Raw genomic sequence first — 23,314 nt, forward strand, 5'->3', positions numbered from 1 at the left:
CAAACCAAGTTAATATTGGTTTGTTTCAGTGCGCGGAATTTCATCACATAAACAGGGTTGTTGCAACTTTGTTCTTATTTGGTTAAAAAGGGGTTGATAGCAATGCTATCAACCCCCTTTTATTTTATCGGGCGATTACAGTGCTTTTAACGCCGCAAAAGCTTTATCTGCTGCCGCTAGGGTCATTTCAAGTTCTTCTTCGCCATGAGCCATTGATAAGAAGCCTGCTTCATAAGCACTTGGTGCTAAGTAAACGCCTTCATCTAGCATAAGGTGATAGAAGTTACGGAAATGCTCCATGTTGCACTTAGTCACTTGATCAAAACTAGTAATAGGGCTGGTGTCTTCAGTGAAGAAGAAGCCAAACATGCCGCCAACATAGTTAATGTTAAGTGGTATACCGTGCTTGTCTGCAGCGGCTTTAAAGCCTTCTGCAATACGTTTAGTTTTTGCTGCTAACTCGTCATAAAGACCGTCTTGGCAAAGGGCTTCCATTTGTGCAAGACCTGCAGTCATCGCAATTGGGTTACCTGATAAAGTACCTGCTTGGTAAACTGGGCCAGTAGGTGCAATAAACTGCATCACATCTTTACGACCACCAAAAGCGCCCACTGGCATGCCGCCACCGATTACTTTACCTAGGGTAGTAAGATCTGGTTTCACATTGTAGTGACCTTGAGCGCCGCTTTTAGACACGCGGAAGCCTGTCATTACTTCATCAATGATCATCAATGCGCCGAATTCATCACAAATTGCTCGCAGGCCTTCTAAGAAGCCGGCAACCGGAGGAATACAGTTCATGTTGCCAGCAACTGGCTCAAGAATAATACAAGAAATCGCTTCAGGGTGTTGCTCGAAGATAGCACGTACTGAATCTAGGTCGTTATAAACCGCGGTAAGTGTGTGCTTTGCAAAATCTTCAGGGATACCTGGTGAGCTAGGTTGACCTAAAGTTAACGCGCCAGAACCTGCTTTTACTAATAAACAGTCAGCATGGCCATGGTAACAACCCTCAAATTTAAGGATTTTGTCACGGTTAGTGAAGCCACGTGCTAAACGAATCGCACTCATGGTCGCTTCAGTACCAGAACTTACCATACGAACTTGTTCAATTGATGGCACCATCTCAATCACTTTTTCAGCCATTTTGACTTCAAGTTCAGTCGGCGCACCAAATGAAAGGCCATTTTCCACAGCGTCTAATACTGCTTGGCGAATTTGTGGGTGATTGTGGCCAAGGATCATTGGGCCCCAAGAACCAACGTAATCGATGTATTTTTTACCATCAGCGTCAAAGATATATGCACCATCGGCTTTTTCGATAAACAGTGGCGAGCCACCGACACCATTAAATGCACGGACTGGAGAGTTAACGCCACCAGGGATGGTTTGTTTAGCCTGTTCAAAAAGCGCTTCTGAGCGGGTCATGTGTAATCCTTTTAAGTCGTTAGCCAATTATTTATCGGCTTTGCGTGAATACCAATTAACGGGGCACTCGTATTGTTGTAGTTGATTTTCAACCCCAAGTGTTAGAGCAAAAAGTGCCATTCTTATAAGTAAGCCATTATCAGCTTGTCTGAAAATTGCCAGACTAGGATGGCTATTTAAATCATTATCTAATTCATTGGCTTGAGCACGAGAGTCTCTTGGCAATGGATGCATTATCACAGTGTTAGATTTACAGTGTTTGGTGTAAATACTGTGATTTAAACGGAATTTTCCGCGATATTTATCCGCTTCATCTTGTGAAGGGAATCGCTCTTCCTGAATGCGAGTTAAATAGAGTATATCAGCCTGATGTAAATTACCTTCTAGCTGATCTGTAATTGTGATCTGATGACCAGCATTTTCAATGTCACTGATCACATAGTCAGGCATTGCTAAGTCAGTTGGTGAAATTAATGTGAACTTCACATCTTTATACATGCATAACAAACGTGACAAGGAATGTACCGTGCGACCATGTTTTAAATCACCGACCATGGCAATGTGCATGCCGCTGATATCTTGTCCGTGATGCCCCAATTCTTTTTGAATGGTAAATAAATCCAATAAAGCCTGTGTCGGGTGCTCGTTAGCGCCATCACCGCCATTTATCACAGGAACGCGGCTGCCTTGTGCGAATTCTTTAACTGAAAAAGCGTCCGGGTGGCGCATAGCGATAACATCTGAATAAGTCGATAATACTCTTGCTGTATCGTAAAGTGATTCACCTTTAGACAATGAGGATGAGCCCATGCCGACGGTTTCTCTTACGTTGCCACCAAGTAAATTAAATGCGCAACCGAAGCTGACTCGAGTGCGAGTACTAGGTTCGAAAAATAAATTACCTAAAATGGCGCCATCAAGCACTTTGGTTCGTTTTTCACGAAGTGCATAAGGGGTCATATCATTGGCAACGTTGAAAATAGTGTTGATTGAATCAATATTCAGTTGGTTAACTGAAAGGATGTGAGAACCTGTAAACTGTGTCATCAGCCTGATTTCCAATTATTAGGCGAGTAAATAGAACTATCTACTCAGTGGTTATGTAGGGTGGCTGAGGCGAGATTTTAACAGAGAGTGAACCAATATTAAATCATGCTAATGATTATTTCTGTTATTTAAGATCTCACGCCAATTATACTTGCCCAGAACGGATTTCTTGCCATAGGTTAGCCCAGCTAATGACCCCAACGACATTATTGGTATTATTCTGATAAATATACACTTCACCACTGCGTTTTAGTGACAATAGCTCGTACACTTCATTTAAGGTTGCGGTATCAGCAACGCCGTGCATCAAATGCCGTGAAAGGGTGGTTTTATCTTCAAAGGACTGCATCTCAAGGCTGAGCATTTCAATTTGGTTATCAGCATTACGTACCATCACTGGGCGGCCTTGCGCACGTTTCATGACTTCAAGCAGTAAGTCATTATCGTCATTAACGATCACAAAGCGTTTATCCATCAGCGCCCGTACGCCTTTCTTTTGCAGCCCAAGATTAACCGGCGGCACTTTATAGCCAAGCCCCATAATGTCCAATTGTTTTAAAAAAACCGAATTGGTATTAAAGCCCTGATAGGCAATCAAAAAGGCGGGGATAGTGACAAACATGGCAGGTAAAATAATCGCAGCGTCATTGGTGAGCTCTAATAGTGCCACTAATGCGGCTAGTGGCGCACTTAAACACACCCCCATCATCGCCGTCATTCCGATCACGGTATAAAGGCCAACATAAGGCGCAATTGACGGGAAAAAAATCGCACTAACAAGGGCTAACATGGCGCCAATTAATGCCCCTATTCCGTACAAGGGGCCAATTAAGCCACCAGGAATGCCAAAACTGATTGCAGCAATGGTGGCGATTATTTTAGCCACAAGCAATGCGCCTAAAAACCATAAACTTGGATGCTCGCTAATGGCGGCTTCAATGGCTAAATCACCAGAGCCTAGTGCTTGTGGCAGTATTAAGCCGATTAAGGTGGTGATGACCGCGGCAATCATTAATCGATAAATTAAAGGCCAATGCTGACCAATGGCGGTCATTTTAAGTAATGAGTGATTAAACAGCGCCGCAGTGCAGCCTAAAACGATACCGCCTATGGCAAGAATTGGGTATTGATCTAACGGAATACGAGTGACGTTGATTAAGTCATATTCATGAATATTGCCGAAAACTAACTGGCTTGATAATGCACCACATATGGCTGAAAGCATGATCGGAAAGAAGTAATGAATCTTGTATTCGCGCACAATCACTTCAAATACAAATAATACAGCGGCTAATGGCGCGTTAAAAATGGCGGCGATACCTGCAGCAATGCCACTGGCACACATAATGCGCACACTGTTGTCAGGCAATTTAAATTTTTCAGCTAAAAAGCTCGCGCTCACCGCGCCAAGGTGAATAGCTGGGCCTTCTTTACCCACTGAAAAATTTGCCACTAGCGCAATTAATGCTTGAAAAAACTGACCCGCAGCCGATGGTAACGGCACTTTGCCGTAATGTAATTTGAATCGGTGTAAGACATAGGCAATGCCCATACGGCGATAGCGTTTGGAACCAATACCAGCCACCAACCAAATAAGTAATGCGCCTAAAATGGGTAAGTAAGTGCGCCAATCACTGACTGTGTCAGTGAAATGGGTGGCTTCAGCAAGGGTATACACTTGTGCCCAGTTCAAGGTTAAGCGAAATAAGATGATCACACCGGAGGTAATGAGAGCAAATAGAAGCGCTAACGCACAAAGTTGCACACTAATTTTCGCTTGAGAAAGTTTATCTCTCAAATCGTTACGAAGATATTTGCGTGTAACTGCTTTGGTGTGAATAATAGCGGCTTTACTAAACTTGAATTGCACTTTATTGCCTAACTTCCATCTGTGGGCATATTGTTAGCATTGTATTTTATTAAAGGCTTGTTACCTAATGTTAAATTATCGTCGCTTGCTGAACCGCTTGCAAGTTTTAGAACGAAAAAAGCGCACTTCAGGTCTGTATTTATTTGGGCTGATTGTGATTAGTTTCACCATTGGGGTGCTGAGCCAACATTTTGTTATGTCAGAAGTGATAGAACCCGAGCTTAATGCGGAAGAAATTCAGGCATTACAAACGGCTTACCAGAAACAATCTCTGGTGATTTCACGGCTTGAAATGGCAGTATCAATTGCTGAAAAAGCCAATAGCAACATGCAAACCATGTTCAAAGAACAACTGCAACAGCAAAAAACTATCGAACAAGAGTTAGCATTTTATCGCAGCTTAGTGTCACCAGAAAAAGAGGTGGATGGCATTGCTATCCATGGTCTCGAACTGTCAAAAGGCTTAGTCGCCAATAGTTATCAATTAAGATTAATTTTGACCCAAAACCAAAAGCGTAAAACCAGCGTTAAAGGGGTTGCAGATATTGTGTTGGTGGGTTTACAACATGAACAGCAAGTTGAAATTTCATTATCTGACATTGATATTGAAAAATTTGCATTTGGTTTTCGCTACTTTCAAATATTTGATACTGAAATGAACCTGCCAGAAGGCTTTGCTTTACAACGTGTAAAAGCGGTAGTGCTAGTCTCAGCTGCCCGCGGGGTACGAGGTGGACGTATTGAGCAAACGTTCGATATCGCAGAGTTACTAGAAAGCTAAAAAAGAACTAAGGGTAATACTTGAACAAATTAGTCAGGTAATAGATAATCCCGATCTGAAACTGAAGTTAGAGGTAGTAATGACTGAACAAACAGATGCAGCAATGCCAATCCAATTTACCGATGCTGCGGCAACTAAAGTTAAAGGGCTGCTAGAAGAAGAGCAGAATCCTGAATTAAAACTTCGAGTATACGTAACTGGAGGCGGTTGTTCAGGTTTCCAGTATGGTTTTACTTTTGATGAAAAAGTGAATGAAGGTGACTTCACTATTGAAAAGCAAGGGGTACAACTGGTTGTTGATCCTATGAGTCTACAATATCTTGTTGGCGGTGAAGTTGACTACACTTCAGGCTTAGAAGGGTCACGTTTCTTCGTGAAAAACCCAAATGCAACAACAACCTGTGGTTGTGGGGCCAGTTTCTCAGTTTAATAGCTAAACTGAGACCAATAAAAAAGCCGTCATGTGACGGCTTTTTTGTGTCTTAAATTGACTATCAAATCAACTAATAATATTGAAGTTCATCCGCGGCTTAAACCACTTCAGCACTTTTGCATTAAAGCTAATCCACACTTGGATTAATGCCAAAATAATTAGCGCTGTAAAGATAATCCAATCAGGCAGTACCATTTGCATAAAGCCAAAATCAAAAGTAGTCGGCCCAGCGACTAAGTTGTCAGGATCATACATAATGACAGGTAGCATGCTATATAAGGCCAGCTGCAAGATCCCGTAGCCACGAAGCATGTATAAAGCCGCTTTTTGACGTCCTGTAATACCGAGCACCATCATTAAGGTCAATATACAGAGCAATACACCTTGCTGGGCCATTAAACCGCTGACGGACGAGATAACGTAGACCGCCAATAAAGCCATTAACCTTTTAGGGAAAACAGCTTTAGTTTGGCTTTCAGCGCTTTGCTCCATTGCGGGAGTATTATCTTTATCAGGGCATATCTCGCTTGTGGTCACATTTTTATCTGTCATGGTTTATATCTGTATTAAAGTATTATGTTTGTGCTTAAGAATTATTTTTTGCTTAAGAGTTAGTGCTTTGATTGCTTTTTCGGCGTTAAACGTGAATCAAGTTCAAATGGTGGGATCACTACACCCAAATCTTCATGAACTGGGAATACGGCAATGAATAAATCATCTTCTTCCATACCGCTTACCCAACGCTGTTGAAATTCATTAAGTGGAATTGATAATGGTTCACAATCACTCCATTCATCAACAGCCCATAATTTTGCCGCATCTTCAGAAGGCCACATTGGAATACAATCTTCATCTTCAGTGGTGAGCATCACGCAGCCATCTTGATCTTGTAGGCTCCAGATTTGCTGCTCTTGCTTAACTTGCTCAACAAGGTAATCGTATCTTGCTTCTGGGGTCATGTTTAATTGGTCGGCAATAGATTTTGGTTTGCTACTCATGGTGTATTCTCAATAAAATAAGTAAATAGGTTGCGGTATTGGCTAAATTGAGCAGCTAAAGAGCAAGCTTTAGCGTTACCAAATCCCGTCGGTGGCTCATGATAACATCGACTTTTAGATTGAAAAAGAAAAGAGCACTCAAGGTGCTCTTTTATTCGTGACTCAATGGCTAATGAGTGTGCTTATGCATTGTCAGCTGGCTTTTCAAAAAAGCGATAAATCAAACCTGCAATAATCGCCCCTGCAATGGGTGCAAGCCAAAATAACCACAGCTGAGATACCGCCCAATCGCCGACAAATAATGCAGGCCCAGTGCTACGAGCAGGGTTAACTGAGGTATTTGATACTGGAATACTGATCAAATGAATTAACGTTAGCCCTAAACCAATCGCAATCGGGGCAAACCCCGCAGGAGCACGAGAGTCTGTGGCACCTAAGATGATTAATAAAAAGAATAATGTCATTACCACTTCAGTAATTAATACCGCCGTTAAACTGTAGCCACCAGGAGAGTGCTCACCAAAACCATTTGAGGCAAAACCGCCTGCTAAACTAAAGCCATCTTGACCTGTGGCAATAAGGTATAAAATACCTGCGCCAGCAATACCGCCAGCCACTTGGGCAATAATATAGGGCGCTAGCTCAGATGCGGGGAAGCGACCCCCAGCCCATAAACCAAATGAAACTGCTGGATTTAGATGGCAGCCAGAAATATGACCAATGGCAAATGCCATGGTGAGTACGGTTAAACCAAAAGCTAAGGATACGCCCAATAGCCCAATACCTACTTCAGGAAAAGCCGCGGCCAATACCGCACTACCACAGCCGCCTAACACTAACCATAAGGTTCCTAGAAACTCTGCAAACATTTTTTGCGAAATACTCATTTAACCTTCCTTAATTTAAATTGAATACTGCTGTGTGAACAAAAATTAATCACTACAAAGAGTTAAGCAGTAATTTCCCGTTATTACAATGTGACTTTGTACAAGAGAGGGAATTTAAAGAAAAAGTATTAACGCTGAACAAAGCTTGTGGGTGAAACCCCACTCACTTTTGTTCAGTTATATGCATCGCTTTGATATCGAGTTTTGATAGCGAGTTTAGGTACTAGTATTGCTATCTATTCACTTACTAAATAGCGCTGTAAAAGCTGCCTAGGATCGCCGCTCTACTTGCGCCAGTCACAGCGGGTAAGTTGGCCGTTAAGCCGTGGTGATGTCTCATAGCAAGCCAGGCAAAGGCGATGGCTTCAACCCATTTGGGGTCCATACCGATTGCTGTGGTACTTGACAGGGTAAAGTTAGGCACCAGCATGGCTAAACGCTGCATCAACTCAGTGTTAAAAGCACCGCCGCCACAAACAAAAATATCGCCAGTATCCGTGAGTTGATTAATATCATTGGCGATTGTCTGACAGCTAAGATCAAGTAGCGTGGATTGAATATCCTCTAGTGCTAGATGAGAAAAATCAGCCAATTGCTGTTCAAGCCAAGCATGATTAAATAGCTCTCTACCAGTGCTTTTAGGATAGGCCATGGAAAAGTACGGGTGAGTTAACAGGTGAGTTAATAACTCGGCATTGGTGCTACCTGATGCGGCCCATTGACCTGATTCATCAAAACTGAGCTGCTGCTGTTGCAGAATGAATGCATCCATGAGGGTGTTACCTGGGCCTGTATCAAATCCAATAACCTGATCAGATTCCCCTGGCAAGTAAGTGATATTAGCAATGCCGCCAATATTTAAAATAATCCGTGGTGTGTGAGCTTTAGCAAATAACGCTTGATGAAATGCTGGTACTAACGGCGCCCCTTGACCGCCTAAGGCAATATCTTTGCGCCTAAAGTCTGCAATGACGTTAATACCCGTGGTAACCGCTATGGTATCCGCATCACCAATTTGTAAGCTGAAACCATGCTCAAGATTGGGCATGTGGCGAATGGTTTGGCCGTGACTACCAATGGCTATGACATCGGCTTTATTAATAGTGGTGGTTGCTAATAATTCGTTGACCGCCTGTGCAAACAGTAAGCCCATACTTCTGTCCATGCGGCCCATAATGTTCAGTTCATCATTATTAGGACTACATAGACGGTGTAATTGATGCAGAACATGCTCTGGAATTGCTACCGTATAGGTAGCGATTAAGCGGGTTTGGTTATTGCTAAAATCAACTAAAACAGCATCGACACCATCCATACTGGTGCCTGACATTAAACCGATATAATACTGAGGTTTATCCATGGTATTGGCTCATTTATGAAGCGGGCTAGATTCTGTATGAAACTAGCCCAACAAAGGAATGGGTGACTAGAGAAACGCTAGTTCAATCGCGGCATCACAGGTTAATTACTGGCATAATGCTGCTGCTTGTTTTGCTCAATTTTAGCCATTATTTGCTTGCTGAGTATATCAAACTGCGCTTTTTCTTTTTTATCAATTGGCTTAGATTGCGGTAACTTGATGGTTCTTGGATTGCGATGCACGCCATTAACGATAAATTCGTAATGTAAGTGAGCGCCAGTAACGCGACCTGTTTTTCCTAAAGTACCAATAATCTGCCCTTGCTTAACGGTTTCGCCACGTTTTACTTTGCGTTTTGTTAGATGCAGATATTTAGTGGTGTAGGTATCGTTATGCTTGATAAAGACATAGTTACCATTGTATTTGTTATAACTTGACTCAATCACTTTACCGCGACCTGCAGCTTTAATAGGGGTACCAATAGCAGCCACATAATCTACGCCACGGTGTGCTCTAACCTGGCCTGTGACTGGGTGTAAGCGACGCGGATTAAAGCTTGAGCTGACATATTTAAAGTCAACAGGTGAGCGAAGGAAGGCTTTTCGCATGCTACTGCCTGTTTCTGAGTAATATTCGCCATCGGTATAACGTACAGCTGTGTAGCGCTCACCTTGGTTAACAAATTCGGCGGCTAAAATGTTGCCGGTACCAATAAATTGGCCATCAACAAACTCTTCTTCAAACATCAATGAGAAATGATCGTCTTTACGTATATCTAGAGCGAAATCGATATCCCAACCAAAAATGTTGGCAAGTTGCATAATATGGTTAGCTGATAAACCGGCGCTGGCTGCAGCGCTCCAAAAATTAGTACTAATATTGGCGGTGATGAACTTCGTTTCTAAGGTAATGGACTTAACATTGACCTTTTCTTCGAATTTATCATCAAACTTTGAAATCAATAGGGTAGAGACTTTGTCCATTTGATAACTAATTTGAGTCACTTCATCTTGGGCATCTTTAGAGACAATAATCTCTTCACCGGGCATGATTTTGAGTAAATTTTTCTTAGATACAGGCAAACGGGTAATTTGATAAACATCTTTTGGACTTAAGCCTGCTCTATTGGCTAAGCCACCAAAAGTGTCACCTTTAGCGACTTTAAAGGTTTTATGTGACAGTAAATCTGCTTCACGATAGGGTACGGCATTTTCAACATCTGCTTGGGTGGCTAATAAGCCGTCTGAGGCTGTCATTAATGGGTTTAAATCAGCAATAGGATTACTTTCTTGCGAAGGGCGAAGCTGAGCATCATTATTGCTTGCCGTTATAGTGTTTGCTGGGGCGCTGCCTCCAGGCGGGGTAGGGGTTCTAAAGGCCAGCGGTACAGAGTATTGGCTTTGTTTGTCATTGTTACTGACATGACCTTCTTCAGACGAAGGGGCTTGGATGCCAATTCTATCGGAAATATCAACTGTACCAGTGTTAGCTTGTTTGGATGCTTGGGCATTATCTGATGGGAATAACACGATAACTATCGTGAGAATAACTAATGAACACAGTGCAATTTGGTGCACTTTAGGGAGCAATTTAAATAAAGTGATAAACTTTGCCATTGACCTAGGTACCAATTTCTCTTTTTCGTTGTAATCCCCTTAGTGTACACACTTTCAATTACTGTGGCTAACAAGTAACATAGGCGTCTTATTTTTTATCCAAGCTGCAGGAGTAGGTGCCGAAATGGCTGATTTAGACCAAGTGTTAGCAGAAATTAAACGCGGTACTGACGAGATTTTAGTTGAGTCTGATCTGCTAGAAAAACTTAAAGAAGGTCGTCCTTTAAGAATTAAACTAGGTGCAGACCCAACCGCTCCAGATATTCATTTAGGTCACACGGTGATCTTAAATAAGCTACGTACCTTCCAAGAGTTAGGTCATGAGGTGATTTTCCTTATTGGTGACTTTACCGGTATGGTTGGTGATCCTAGTGGTAAAAACACCACGCGCCCGCCATTAACTCGTGAAGATGTACTGGCCAATGCTGAAACATACAAAGAGCAGGTATTTAAAATTCTTGACCCGGCAAAAACCCGCATTGAGTTTAACTCATCGTGGTTAGAGTCACTGGGCGCTGCTGGTATGATCCGTTTAGCATCACAACAAACCGTTGCACGCATGATGGAACGTGATGACTTTAAAAAGCGTTATGCTGGTGGACAGTCAATTGCTATTCACGAGTTTATGTATCCATTACTGCAAGGCTACGATTCAGTTGCATTAAAAGCTGACGTTGAATTAGGCGGAACCGATCAAAAGTTCAATCTATTAATGGGCCGTGAGCTACAAAAAGCAGAAGGGCAAAAGCCACAAACCGTTATTATGATGCCTTTATTAGTGGGTTTAGACGGCGTGAAGAAAATGTCTAAATCTGCACATAACTACATTGGCGTTAGCGAGCCTGCAAATGAGATGTTTGGCAAAATTATGTCAATCTCAGATGACCTAATGTGGAGCTACTTTGAATTGTTGTCATTCCGCCCATTGGCTGAAATTGCACAATTTAAGCAAGATGTTGAAAACGGTCAGAACCCACGTGATATCAAAATTGCCTTAGCAAAAGAAATCATCGCTCGTTTTCATGATCAAGCTCAAGCAGACTCAGCACATCAAGCCTTTATTGATCGTTTCCAGAAGGGCGCTATTCCTGATGATATCGAAGAAGTTGAGCTTGAAGCTGGCGAAGGCTTAGCGATTGCTAACTTACTTAAGAGTGCGGCACTGGTTGCTTCAACATCTGATGGCATGCGCATGATCAAGCAAGGCGCGGTTAAAATGGATGGCGAAAAGCTCACTGATACTCGTCAGGTATTTACTGCGGGTATGACCGCGGTATTCCAAGTAGGTAAGCGCAAGTTTGCTAAAGTTTCGCTTGTATAGGCAGACAATAAATTCTGATGGGGCTTAATCCCTAAAAGCAAAAAACGGCTCAATGAGCCGTTTTTTTATGGGTAAAATTTACCAAATAATGGCAATCTACACAGGTTTTTAGCGCGAGTTAACTTTATTGTGACTCAAGTTGATCGGACATGGTTTGATAGTCCATTAAGTCAACTTGTTCTGTCACCCGCTCGGTTTTCATATCGAACTTTAAGGTGGTAACACCAGGCACGGCGATTTCAATAATCTTGCCGGGTTTGCCAAATTGATCACCTGGGCCTCTAAGGTGATAGTTACCAATGAGTACCACTAAAGAGCCAGTATTAAACATGTGCTCAATATTCAATTTATACTCAAGAACGCCATCATGGGCGCGCTGGAAAAACTCGATAATATGACGACCGCCGGTGTATTTTACATTGGCGGTTTTATCAAAAAAGATGCTTTCACGATTATAAAACTTCTTTAAAGTGCGGTAATCATGGCTGGTTAATGCTTGCATGTATTGCACTGCAAGCTGCTGCTGTTTTGGCATTTCGCCGCTATTAGCCAGGCTTGAAGTGCTCCAAATACTACTCAATAAACAGCATACTAATAAAATGAGTCGCATCTAATGGCCCTTAGTTTTTAAATCGAATGCAGGTAATGATAAATGCCAGCGAATTGCACTTAAGCGAATAATCAAGGTGCTAAACATGGCCAAAAACAGCGCGTAAGTGCTATCCATGCCAACTGCAATACTCAAGGTATAACAGATACCGCCAACAATAGAGGCTGTGGCATATATTTCGGTGCGCAGTACCATAGGCACTTGCTGGCATAATAAGTCTCGGATAATACCACCACCGACACCGGTGATTAAACCTAAGATCACCGCAGACATGCCAGATAACCCTAGTTGCAATGCTTTTTCTGCACCAATCACGGTAAACAGAGCCAAGCCAAAGGCATCGGCTATGGGGAGGGTTAACTTAGGTAATTTATGAGGTTTACGAACTAAAATGAAACAGGCAATCACGGTTGCCAAAATGACCACCACATAACTGGGGTTACTGATCCAAAACACCGGTGTTGAGCCAATAAGCGCATCACGAATACTGCCGCCACCAATGGCGGTCACTGAGGCCAAAACAATTACCCCAAAGGGGTCCATTTTATGCTTACCTGCGGCTAATGCGCCTGATAAGGCAAAGACCGCGGTGCCACACAAGTCAAAAAAGTAAATCCACTCAATCATTGCTAAGCTCTTTTAAGTGGATATTGAGTGCATCGACCGAAATACGGATTTCAACTACAGATAAAATCAGTGAATAAAGTAAAAATAATAAACTCACCCCAAATACCATTGAGCCGATATCAAACAGCCCCAAATAAATAAAAATCATGCTAATGACACAGATGGCAAAACTGATGACGCCTGCTTCTTGCATGCGTCTAATAATCTTAATGCGCTGACGAAGGTTTTTAATTTGTTCGCTATTAATTGGCTTACCTGAGGAGCTTAAGTTTCTGATTAAAGCTGCTAATGCGAAAAAACGGTTAGTGTAAGCTAACAGCAATAATGAAATAGCTGGGAATAACAAACCTGGGGTCGTTAAAGATATTTGCAGATTATCTAACAAAAGGAGTCGCCTCTACATCAAACAACAAAAAATGACTAAGCTGGGTATAATAACCTTTTTATAATAAAGTTACATCGCTTGAAACCACCTTAATGCGGTCCATAAAATCGGAATGGCAATGGTAAAACAAATCCAAAAGCTGATTGCCCATGATGTCAAGCTGATCGCGTTGCGGATATCTTGAGTAAGCGGCATTCTTGATGGGTTTATCTTGCTTAATTCAACTCGTTGCAATTGGTGTTTTAAGATAAATTTTTGCGGCCCGCCTAACTCCACTTCCAACACTTTACTGCCAATGTATAAGCTTGAGTAACCGAACACTCCAGCTGTATGAGCTGGCTGTTTAACTAATGCTGATACGTTTTTTAATTTGCCTTGCAAAATTAAAGTCAGATTCCACAGTAAACTGGGGAGAGCAAAAATGATTTGGTTGAGGGCATAAATAGGGGCGCTGAAGTAGCGGTATTGCGGCACGTAATTAGGCCAGCAATGTTCTAATTGACGTAGCAAATGGATAAATAACACCAAGGGGGCACCGCCAATGGCAAAAAATAAGATGGTGGCGACAGTGCCATAACTTGGGCTGATTAATAGCCTTTCAATGGTGGCTTTACAAATACCGACTTCTGACAAACTATCGGTTTGCTGAATTAGCCATGGGCTCAGTAACTTTTTGGCTCGTTGTTTATCATTAAGCTTTAGGGAGTTTACAACGTCATTCGCGACGGGTCTAAAGCCTGCGTCACTGATGCAAAAATACACTAATAAAAAGTCAAAAAACCAAGGGTACACTGCCAGCGACAAGATAAAGTAGACGCTAAACCACAGTGGTAAAATCAGTAACAGTGTTGCGAGTAGGCCGGCGGTAACTTGCTGTTGAGAAGAACGCTGTGGATGGTTAACTTTCGCGCTTAATTTATTAGCCAGTAGCTGAAAAAAAACAATTGGCTGCAAATGTCTAGGTATTGGCGCCACTCTAGAAATGAGCAACGCCATAAAAAGCACCAGACAGTTGGCTAGAAAACTACCATCAACCGTAATGAGCTGTTGGTAAAAAGAACTATCAAACAATGTCATAGCACCTTATTAGTCCACATCCACAGTGTTAACCCTATTGGCAGAACGACATCATTTTGCTGCCAATAACGGCTAAATTAAATTACCTTGGGCTTCTTTATAGGTTTTTTAGTAATGCAATGACCATTAGTGCTGAGTAATGACCTGCTTTTACAATGTAGGAATCAAAATCAACAGGCGAGTCGTTGTTAGCATTATCTGATAATGAGCGGATGACAACAAACGGCACCTTAAATTGATGACAAACTTGCGCAATCGCAGCGGCTTCCATTTCACATGCCGCCATAGTTGGGAAGTTAGCCAGCATCACTTTTGTGCGTTCAGGATCGCAAATAAAGCTATCACCTGTGGCGATTAAACCTTCAATCACCTTAGCTTCACCTAATGATGAAATAGCCGCTTTTGCGGCAGTGACTAACTTTTCATCAGGGATGAAAGCAGCAGGCTGCGATGCCATTTGACCAATTTCATAACCAAAGGCGGTTACATCAACATCGTGATGACGTACTTCAGATGAAATAACAATATCGCCAATATTTAAACTGTCAACAAATCCACCTGCAGAGCCAGTGTTAATCACAGCGTCAACCTTAAAGTTGTTAATAACTAAAGTGGTTGCAACGCTGGCAGCGACTTTACCAATGCCTGAACGGGTGACGACAACATCTTTACCTGAAAGTTGTCCTTCAACGAATTCGATTCCCGCTACAGTTGAGTGTACTGGATTGGTCATTGATTCAATTAGGTGAGCAACTTCAGGTTCCATTGCACCGATAATAGCGATTTTCATAATTAGCGTCTCAAACAGTTCATTTAAATAATGGCGGCTAATATAGCACAAAAGCAAACAGGGAATGAGCACTGTAGTAGCAATTTCAGCAAATAAAAAAGCGCATCAAAAGATGCGCTTTAAGAGTTTTGCTATCACAAGTTTTTGTTATTAATCAGCCCAAGCAGTGTTATTGACCGCGGCTTGTCAGTGGCTGCAAAAGTGAGTTATGCGTCTTCAAAAGCGTTTAAAATCCCTTGAGCTGCATCGCGGCCTTCAGCAATAGCGGTAACGACTAAGTCTGAACCACGTACCATATCACCACCGGCAAACACTTTCGGGTTGGTTGTTTGGAAAGGGTTATCGTCAAACTTACTGGCTTTTACTAAACCCCATTCATTGGTTTCAATGCCAAAGTCGCTAAACCAAGCTGCAGGGCTGGCTTGGAAACCAAAGGCAATGATAATGGCATCAGCTTCAAGGGTTTGCTCACTACCGGCAATGACTTCAGCTTTTTGACGACCAGATTCATCGGCTTCGCCCATTTGAGTTTCTACACTCTCAATGCCTGTGACTATGCCATCTTGCTCTTTGATTGCCACCGGTTGACGGTTAAATAAGAAGTTGACGCCTTCTTCGCGGGCATTTTGCACTTCACGGCGAGAGCCTGGCATGTTTGCTTCATCACGACGATAAGCACAAGTGACGCTTTTAGCCCCTTGGCGCACAGCAGTGCGGACACAATCCATAGCTGTATCACCACCGCCTAATACCACCACGTTTTTACCTTCAAGGCTTAAATATGGGTTTTCAGAGCATTCAGTGCCCATTAAATGATGAGTATTACCAATCAAGTAAGGCAGTGCTTGAATGACACCTTGACTGTCTTCACCGGGTAGGCGAGCTTTCATTGCTGTGTAGGTACCCATGCCGAGGAACACAGCATCATAACCATCTAGCAGGCTTTGAAAGGGAATGTCTTTACCAACGGTAACGCCCATTTTAAATTCAATGCCCATACCTTCAAGTACACTACGTCGGGTGGCCATAACCTCTTTATCAAGCTTGAAAGATGGAATGCCATAAGTCAGCAAACCACCAATCTGTGGGTATTTATCATATACCACAGCTTTAACACCGTTACGACTTAAGATATCAGCACAACCAAGGCCCGCTGGCCCTGCACCAATAATTGCCACGCGCTCTTTGCGTGGCTTCACTTTTGTCATATCGGGTCGCCATCCCTGGCTGATTGCAGTATCGGTAATGTATTTTTCAACATTACCAATGGTGACTGCGCCGAAATCATCATTGAGGGTGCAAGCCCCTTCACATAGACGATCTTGAGGGCACACTCTGCCACATATTTCTGGCAAGGTATTGGTTTCATGAACCAAATCTGCCGCTTCTAGAATACGACCTTGTTCGGCCAGTTTTAGCCAATTAGGAATGTAGTTATGCAGTGGACACTTCCACTCGCAATAAGGATTACCACAATCTAAACAACGGTCTGCCTGCTCAGCCACTTGAGGCTGAGAAAACGGCTGATAAATCTCAATAAATTGAGTTGAACGTTTCGAAGCGGCGTGTTTAGTTGGATCTTTACGATCGACTTCTATAAATTGAAAATCATTACTCATCTTAATTTACCCCGCCTTTACTGCAAGTTCCGGGCTTTTTTGCTCAATTTTGAGCAAGTCAGCAACGGCAATGTTCTTCGGCTTCACTAATACAAAACAATCTAACCAGTTCTCAAAATCACTTAAGATCATTTTGGCATGCTCACTGCCAGTGGCGCTTGCATGCTCTTCAATCAAGCCTTTAAGGTGTTGCTGCTGTATTGTTGATTCTAGTTTTTGGGTATCAACAAGCTCAGTATTAACTCGGCGACTAAAGTGATTAAAGCGATCAAAGATATAAGCAAAACCCCCCGTCATACCTGCGCCGAAGTTAACCCCTGTTTTACCAAGAACAACTACGATGCCGCCAGTCATGTACTCACAACCGTTGTCACCCACACCTTCAACCACAGCTACGGCGCCAGAGTTACGCACCCCAAAACGCTCGCCAGCTTGACCTGCAGCATAAACTCGGCCGCCAGTTGCACCATATAGACAGGTATTACCCATAATGGCACTGCGCTCACTTTGGAATGGGCTGCCAACAGGAGGATGGATAATAATCTTACCGCCAGACATGCCTTTACCGACATAGTCATTAGCATCACCAATTAGCTCTAAATCTAACCCCGGGCTATTCCATACCCCAAAGCTTTGACCTGCACTGCCGTTAAATTGCAGTGTGATAGGTGATTTAGTGCCTTCTTTACCAATGTTGGTGGCAATAAAACCTGATAATGTCGCGCCGATTGAGCGGTCGGTATTGTTAATGGCATATTGCTTGGTTAACGCCTCACCGGCTAATACCGCTTGGGCTGTGTCTGAAACAATTTGTAGATTTAACTCACCTTTATCAGAAGGCGGGTTTAACTCTTTCCAAGTTATAGCACTTCCGTCAGCGACTTTTGGCTGATATAAAATTGGCGCTAAATCGAGTCCTAACTGCTTGGCTGTTTGGCCTTCAAGGGCATATAACCAATCAGTACGGCCGACTAAATCTTCAAATTTAGCAACGCCTAATTTTGCCATCCATTCACGGACTTCTTGAGCGACAAACTCAAAGTAAGTAATTACTCGCTCTGGCAAGCCATGATAATGCTTGTCACGTAAGTTTTTATCTTGGGTTGCAACACCGGTTGCGCAGTTGTTTAGATGACAAATACGCAGGTATTTACAACCTAAAGCAATCATAGGTACGGTACCAAAGCCAAAGCTTTCTGCACCTAACAACGCGGCTTTAATGATGTCTTGACCGGTTTTTAAGCCGCCATCGACCTGTAAGCGAATTTTATGACGCAAACCATTCTCAACCAGTGATTGATGCACTTCCGCAAGGCCAAGCTCCCATGGTGAGCCAGCATATTTAACTGACGTAATTGGACTGGCACCAGTACCGCCATCGTAACCTGATATGGTGATCATATCGGCGTAAGCTTTCGCAACACCCGTTGCGATGGTGCCAACGCCCGGCTCAGATACCAGTTTCACTGACACTAAAGCTTTAGGGTTGATTTGCTTTAAATCGAAAATCAGCTGGGCTAAATCTTCGATAGAATAAATGTCATGATGCGGCGGTGGCGAAATTAAGGTAACCCCAGGGCGCGCATGACGAAGACCAGCGATTTCAACACTCACTTTATGGCCAGGTAACTGACCACCTTCACCGGGTTTTGCCCCTTGAGCGACTTTAATTTGCAATACATCAGCATTAACAAGGTAGTGGGCTGTAACGCCAAAACGGCCAGAGGCAATTTGCTTAATCGCTGAGTTACGTTCGCTATTGAAACGACTTGGGTCTTCACCACCTTCACCAGAATTTGAACGGCCACCAATGCGGTTCATAGCAACGGCTAAGGCTTCATGGGCTTCCGGACTTAATGCGCCGATACTCATTGCAGCGCTATCAAAGCGTGGGAATAAGTTTCCGGCAGCTTCAACATTTGACTCGTCAATGGCCGCATTTGTGCCTTTAATGCCAATTAAGTCACGTAAGGTCGCAATAGGGCGGTCATCGACTAACGCTGCAAATTTCTTATATTTCGGGTAATCCTGATCTTTAAGACTTTGCTGTAACGTATTGACGACATCGGGGTTGAAACTATGATACTCGCCGCCTTCAACATACTTTAATAAACCGCCTTGTGGCAGTGGTATGTGAGCGCGAAACGCTGCGGTATGAAGCACTTTTTGATCGGTAGCTAAATGTTCAAAGCTTGCACCTTCAATACGGCTAATCACGCCTTTAAAGCACAATTCAATTACATCTGAAGATAAACCAATGGCTTCAAATTGCTGGCTACAACGGTAAGAGCCTACAGTACTGATCCCCATTTTCGACATGATTTTACGCAGGCCTTTTTCAATACCTTGGCGGAAGTTCAACATCAAGATACTGTCATCTTCTACTTGATGTTTCTTTGCCATGGCTGAAATAGACTCATAAGCCAGATAAGGGTAAATCGCTGTCGCGCCAAAACCTAATAGCACGGCAAAGTGATGTGGGTCGCGCGCTGATGCAGTTTCAACAATAATGTTGGTGTCACAACGTAAGCTTTGATCAACAAGGCGTTGCTGCACCGCGCCCACAGCCATAGCGGCAGGGATCACTTGAACATTTTTAGCGGCGGCTCTGTCTGACAGGATTAGTAAGGTTGTGCCACTTCTTGCTAAACGCTCAGCTTCATCGGTAATGCGCTCGATAGCTTGCTTTAAGTTTTCGTGGGCATCATAGTTTAAATCAATAGTATTCGCACGGTAGTAACTGCTATCAAGACCAAGTAACTGATTAAAATCACTAAAAAGTAAAACGGGTGATTCAAACATCACTCGATAAGCCACGCCGGTTGTTTCGCAAAATAAGTTTTGCTCGCGCCCAATACAGGTGGTTAACGACATCACATGTTTTTCACGTAATGGATCAATAGGCGGGTTGGTGACTTGTGCAAACTTTTGACGGAAATAGTCATACAGTGAGCGAGATTTTTTCGACAATACCGCCATTGGAGTATCATCACCCATTGAGCCAGTAGCTTCTTCACCTTTACTTGCTAGCACCCAAATAACTTGCTCTAACTCTTCACGGCTGTAACCAAATTGCTTTTGATACTGAAGTAACACATCAGCACTAAAATTACTGGCGCCTTGTTGAGCGGCATCAATTTTGGTCGCAGGTTTTAAGGTGCGGCTATTTTTAGCCATCCATTCTTTGTATGGGTGGCGACGTTTTAAGTCATTATCGATTTCAAATGACGAATACAAACGGCCATTCATGGTATCGAGTACTAATAATTCGCCAGGGCCAACACGGCCTTTTTCTACCACTTCATCGGCAGAATAATCCCAAATACCCACTTCTGATGCCAGTGTTAGGATGCGATCCTTGGTTATAACGTAGCGAGAAGGGCGTAGGCCGTTACGGTCTACGGCGCAGGCAGCATGGCGGCCATTGCTCATTACGATGCCAGCAGGGCCGTCCCACGGCTCCATATGCATCGAGTTGAAATCATAAAATGCTTTCAACTCATCATCCATTTCAGGATTACTTTGCCAGGCTGGTGGTATAAGTAAGCGCATAGCACGGTATAAATCCATGCCACCGGCTAATAGCATTTCCAGCATATTATCCAATGATGATGAATCAGAGCCAGTTTCATTAACAAAAGGCGCGGCTTGTTGTAAATCAGGCAATAGCGGTGAATTAAATTTATAAGCACGGGCTCTGGCCCATTGGCGGTTACCGGTAATGGTATTGATTTCACCATTATGTGCTAAAAATCTAAATGGCTGCGCTAATGGCCACTTCGGCGAGGTGTTAGTTGAAAAGCGCTGATGGAATAAGCAAATGGTGCTTTTGAGACGAATATCGGCTAAGTCAGAATAAAATGCTGGCAAGTCTGCAGGCATCATTAAGCCTTTATAGACAATAACCTCACCCGATAAGCTGGCAACATAGAAGTCGCTATCATCGATGATTTGCTGTTCAAGACGGCGTCTGGCCATATAAAGCCGACGTTCTAAATCTTTTTCACGCCAGCCCACAGGGGCATTAATTAACACTTGGTAAATTTGTGGCAGGCTTTTGCGGCCAATCTCACCCAGTACATCAGGGTTTACAGGCACCTTTCTCCAACCGGCAACACTTAAGGTTTCACGCTGGAGTTCTTTTTCTAAAATGGCTTTTGCGGTTTCAGCTTTGACTGGATCTTGGCTGAGAAATAGCATGCCCACTGCAAACTTGCGGCTAAGGTGCCAATCATTTTCAGTTGCAATGGCTGCAAAAAAGTCTTTCGGCATCGACATTAATAGTCCACAGCCATCACCTGTGCGACCGTCTGATGCTATCCCGCCACGGTGTTTCATTCTATCCAAACCGTGAATAGCAGTACGGACAATACGATGGCTAGCATCGCCATCCATTTGGGCTATTAAACCAAATCCACAATTGTCCCGCTCAAAACTGGGATGATATAAGCTCATACAAAAACTCCCTAAACCTAACTTAATACGACTCGGATAATGCGGAGAAGTTCTCATAGATATGCACCCGAACCACCCAAATTAGCTTGATAATGGATAAAGGTCAAACTTAAATTACTCAACAAAATGAATTGTTACTGTTATTACAAATGTTATAAAAAAGCTACCTTACGTTAACGTAAGATGTTTTTTTGTTCGTATAACCTTATGAATAAAAAGAATTTTAAAATTACAAAATTGTCACTTTTACTTTTGGTTAACATTTGGTGTTGATTGATATTGATTTATGGATAGTGAATTTATTTTCAAGTACAGTTTGAACAGGTAAATTGCCTTAAATGATTATTTATTCAATTAATTTGACTAAGAGTTGTAACTGCCAAGTTCAAAAATGTGCCCTTTGTCACTGTGTGAATATAAATTAATCGATTATTTACTGTTTTTTTGATGTGGCACTAAGTTTTTATCTGTCAGAGCCTGTATTGTCTGCCACTTTTTGCCGTCAGGAGCAATTGTGGGTTTAGATGATTTTGTAAATACCTTCGGTGCAGTATGTAAGCAGCAATATGGCGGCAGAATTAAAAAGCTGACAATTGATGCTAAGTTCACTTGCCCAAATCGAGATGGAACCTTAGGTAAAGGCGGCTGCACTTTCTGTAATGTGTCGTCATTTAGTTATGAGCAAGGCACTGAAGCCAGTATCTCTGAGCAATTAAAGCAAGGTAAGCAGCGCTCGCTAAATGATAGTGCCAAATATATTGCTTATTTTCAGGCTTATACGAGTACCTATGATGAGTATCAGGTGCTAAAGACGAAGTATGATGAGGCCATTAAAGATTCAGATATTGTTGGCTTACATATTGGTACCCGCCCGGATTGTGTACCAGATGATATTTTAGATTTGTTAGTCAGTTATCAAGATAAGGGGACTGAAGTTTGGCTTGAGCTTGGCTTACAAACTTCAAACAATGACACCTTAAAGCGCATTAACCGTGGTCATGACTTTGCTTGTTATCAAGATACAGTGCAGCGCGCTCGAAAACGTGGCATTAAAGTCTGTGCTCATTTGATCCTTGGCTTGCCCGGTGAAGACTATAGTGATTACTTGCGCAGTTTGAACAGTGTCATTGAAACCGGAGTTGATGGCATTAAACTGCATCCATTACATATAGTAGAAGGGAGTGTAATGGCTAAGGCATGGCGTCATAAAGGGATGGCATTACTCACAAAAGAAGACTACGCCAACTATGCCAGTGAGCTTATTCGTCATACACCTAAAGATATTATTTTTCACAGAGTCACAGCTTATGCTAAAAAACCGCTATTACTGGCGCCTGATTGGTGCGGTTATCGATGGGAAGGCTTAGTGGCTATCGTGCAAAATTTAGCGGCTAACGGTGGACAAGGGCACTATTTGTCAGCCCAAAAAAACTAAAACTCAATCTTTAACTGCAATTTATGAAAGTTTATTCACTTACTTTATAAAGTTTTTTTAACAGCTTGTTAAAATACTGTGCTCATTTGCCAGAAATTAGACTTGAAAAGCCTTGTTTAGTTGCATAGGGGATTTTAGCGAGTATTATAAATTCAATTTTAAAGTTATGAATTGATTAAGAGGTGCCGAGATGGCCACAGTTGAGTTAGAGTCTGTATTGGATCTCAATACGTTAGAGCAATATTGTAGTGCTATTGGTGCTGGAACTTTATTAAAAAGTGTCGTGTTATTTGAGCAGCTAATGCCTGAATATTTAGGAAGCCTCATTAAAGCGAATGAAGCGAATGACAAAGATACCCTTTGTGCTGAAGCGCATAAATTTAAAGGTGCTGCAGGTTCTGTTGGATTAAAGCGTATTCAGCAATTTGCACAGCTTGTTCAACATGGCGAAGAGCCAGCTTGGGATACTGAGCATGATAAATGGTTAGGTCAAATCGTTGAGCATGCAGGTTCAGATCTACAGCAATTAAAAGAATTTTTAGAAGCAAAAGCTTAATTGCTTTTGACTTTTAAAA

20 protein-coding genes are annotated in these 23,314 nt (G+C 42.6%); 5 read left to right on the forward strand and 15 right to left on the reverse strand.

Going from position 1 to position 23,314, the window contains the following annotated elements:
• Positions 1-135: 135 nt before the first annotated feature.
• The 3 genes from hemL to BCU94_RS03195 form a co-directional block, all read right to left on the reverse strand.
• Positions 136-1,428 carry a glutamate-1-semialdehyde 2,1-aminomutase gene (gene hemL, locus BCU94_RS03185; protein WP_102439265.1) on the reverse strand — a complete coding sequence of 431 codons (1,293 nt, stop codon included), beginning with the start codon at positions 1,426-1,428 and terminating at the stop codon, positions 136-138.
• Between the two features lie 27 nt (positions 1,429-1,455).
• Positions 1,456-2,475 carry an aspartate carbamoyltransferase gene (locus BCU94_RS03190; RefSeq protein WP_102439264.1) on the reverse strand — a complete coding sequence of 340 codons (1,020 nt, stop codon included), beginning with the start codon at positions 2,473-2,475 and terminating at the stop codon, positions 1,456-1,458.
• Between the two features lie 145 nt (positions 2,476-2,620).
• Positions 2,621-4,345 (reverse strand): chloride channel protein, encoded by a 1,725-nt coding sequence (locus BCU94_RS03195; RefSeq protein ID WP_102439263.1) that lies wholly within the window; start codon positions 4,343-4,345, stop codon positions 2,621-2,623.
• A gap of 67 nt (positions 4,346-4,412) precedes the next feature.
• On the opposite strand from BCU94_RS03195, the gene BCU94_RS03200 reads away from it, so the two are divergent.
• Together BCU94_RS03200 and erpA are read left to right on the forward strand one after the other, a co-directional pair.
• The gene (locus BCU94_RS03200) at positions 4,413-5,126 is read left to right on the forward strand and encodes a DUF6776 family protein (RefSeq protein ID WP_102439262.1); all 714 of its coding nucleotides are present in this window, start codon (positions 4,413-4,415) and stop codon (positions 5,124-5,126) included.
• Positions 5,127-5,205: 79 nt separating this feature from the next.
• Complete coding sequence (gene erpA / locus BCU94_RS03205; RefSeq protein ID WP_055024237.1) at positions 5,206-5,556, forward strand: iron-sulfur cluster insertion protein ErpA; 351 nt, start codon at positions 5,206-5,208, stop codon at positions 5,554-5,556.
• 69 nt (positions 5,557-5,625) lie between these two features.
• Here erpA and BCU94_RS03210 read toward each other — a convergent pair whose 3' ends face one another.
• From BCU94_RS03210 to BCU94_RS03230, 5 genes are all read right to left on the reverse strand, one after another.
• Positions 5,626-6,051 (reverse strand): hypothetical protein, encoded by a 426-nt coding sequence (locus tag BCU94_RS03210; RefSeq protein ID WP_102439287.1) that lies wholly within the window; start codon positions 6,049-6,051, stop codon positions 5,626-5,628.
• Between the two features lie 119 nt (positions 6,052-6,170).
• On the reverse strand, positions 6,171-6,557 hold the full coding sequence (locus BCU94_RS03215) for a DUF2750 domain-containing protein (RefSeq protein ID WP_102439261.1): 387 nt from the start codon (positions 6,555-6,557) through the stop codon (positions 6,171-6,173).
• A 182-nt stretch (positions 6,558-6,739) separates the two neighbouring features.
• Positions 6,740-7,444, reverse strand: a complete 705-nt coding sequence (gene aqpZ, locus BCU94_RS03220) for an aquaporin Z (protein WP_102475599.1) — start codon at positions 7,442-7,444, stop codon at positions 6,740-6,742.
• A 247-nt stretch (positions 7,445-7,691) separates the two neighbouring features.
• Positions 7,692-8,804, reverse strand: coding sequence for an anhydro-N-acetylmuramic acid kinase (locus BCU94_RS03225; protein WP_102475600.1), 1,113 nt, complete (start codon positions 8,802-8,804; stop codon positions 7,692-7,694).
• 101 nt (positions 8,805-8,905) lie between these two features.
• Positions 8,906-10,420, reverse strand: a complete 1,515-nt coding sequence (locus BCU94_RS03230) for a peptidoglycan DD-metalloendopeptidase family protein (protein WP_102475601.1) — start codon at positions 10,418-10,420, stop codon at positions 8,906-8,908.
• Between the two features lie 124 nt (positions 10,421-10,544).
• Here BCU94_RS03230 and tyrS point away from each other — a divergent pair, with 124 nt between their 5' ends.
• Entirely contained in the window at positions 10,545-11,741 is a 1,197-nt protein-coding gene (tyrS, locus tag BCU94_RS03235) for a tyrosine--tRNA ligase (RefSeq protein WP_102439257.1), read from the forward strand.
• A 124-nt stretch (positions 11,742-11,865) separates the two neighbouring features.
• Here the strand turns inward: tyrS and BCU94_RS03240 are convergent, their stop codons facing one another.
• The 7 genes from BCU94_RS03240 to gltB form a co-directional block, all read right to left on the reverse strand.
• The gene (locus BCU94_RS03240; RefSeq protein WP_102475602.1) at positions 11,866-12,351 is read right to left on the reverse strand and encodes a nuclear transport factor 2 family protein; all 486 of its coding nucleotides are present in this window, start codon (positions 12,349-12,351) and stop codon (positions 11,866-11,868) included.
• A complete protein-coding gene (locus BCU94_RS03245) occupies positions 12,352-12,978 on the reverse strand; it encodes a trimeric intracellular cation channel family protein (protein ID WP_102439255.1) in 627 nt (208 codons plus the stop codon).
• Positions 12,971-13,351 (reverse strand): DUF2721 domain-containing protein, encoded by a 381-nt coding sequence (locus BCU94_RS03250; protein ID WP_102439286.1) that lies wholly within the window; start codon positions 13,349-13,351, stop codon positions 12,971-12,973. The genes BCU94_RS03245 and BCU94_RS03250 overlap by 8 nt, the downstream gene beginning before the upstream one ends.
• A gap of 81 nt (positions 13,352-13,432) precedes the next feature.
• Positions 13,433-14,434, reverse strand: coding sequence for a cobalamin biosynthesis protein (locus BCU94_RS03255; RefSeq protein WP_157936105.1), 1,002 nt, complete (start codon positions 14,432-14,434; stop codon positions 13,433-13,435).
• A gap of 103 nt (positions 14,435-14,537) precedes the next feature.
• Positions 14,538-15,230, reverse strand: coding sequence for a 5'-methylthioadenosine/adenosylhomocysteine nucleosidase (locus tag BCU94_RS03260; protein ID WP_102439253.1), 693 nt, complete (start codon positions 15,228-15,230; stop codon positions 14,538-14,540).
• A 206-nt stretch (positions 15,231-15,436) separates the two neighbouring features.
• Entirely contained in the window at positions 15,437-16,849 is a 1,413-nt protein-coding gene (locus tag BCU94_RS03265; RefSeq protein ID WP_102475604.1) for an FAD-dependent oxidoreductase, read from the reverse strand.
• 6 nt (positions 16,850-16,855) lie between these two features.
• Entirely contained in the window at positions 16,856-21,304 is a 4,449-nt protein-coding gene (gene gltB / locus BCU94_RS03270; RefSeq protein ID WP_102475605.1) for a glutamate synthase large subunit, read from the reverse strand.
• Between the two features lie 514 nt (positions 21,305-21,818).
• On the opposite strand from gltB, the gene BCU94_RS03275 reads away from it, so the two are divergent.
• On the forward strand, positions 21,819-22,739 hold the full coding sequence (locus BCU94_RS03275) for a TIGR01212 family radical SAM protein (protein WP_102475606.1): 921 nt from the start codon (positions 21,819-21,821) through the stop codon (positions 22,737-22,739).
• 190 nt (positions 22,740-22,929) lie between these two features.
• Positions 22,930-23,295 (forward strand): Hpt domain-containing protein, encoded by a 366-nt coding sequence (locus BCU94_RS03280; RefSeq protein WP_076542524.1) that lies wholly within the window; start codon positions 22,930-22,932, stop codon positions 23,293-23,295.
• Positions 23,296-23,314: the final 19 nt, after the last annotated feature.

The organism is Shewanella sp. 10N.286.52.C2, from assembly GCF_002874545.1.
GTDB lineage: Bacteria > Pseudomonadota > Gammaproteobacteria > Enterobacterales > Shewanellaceae > Shewanella.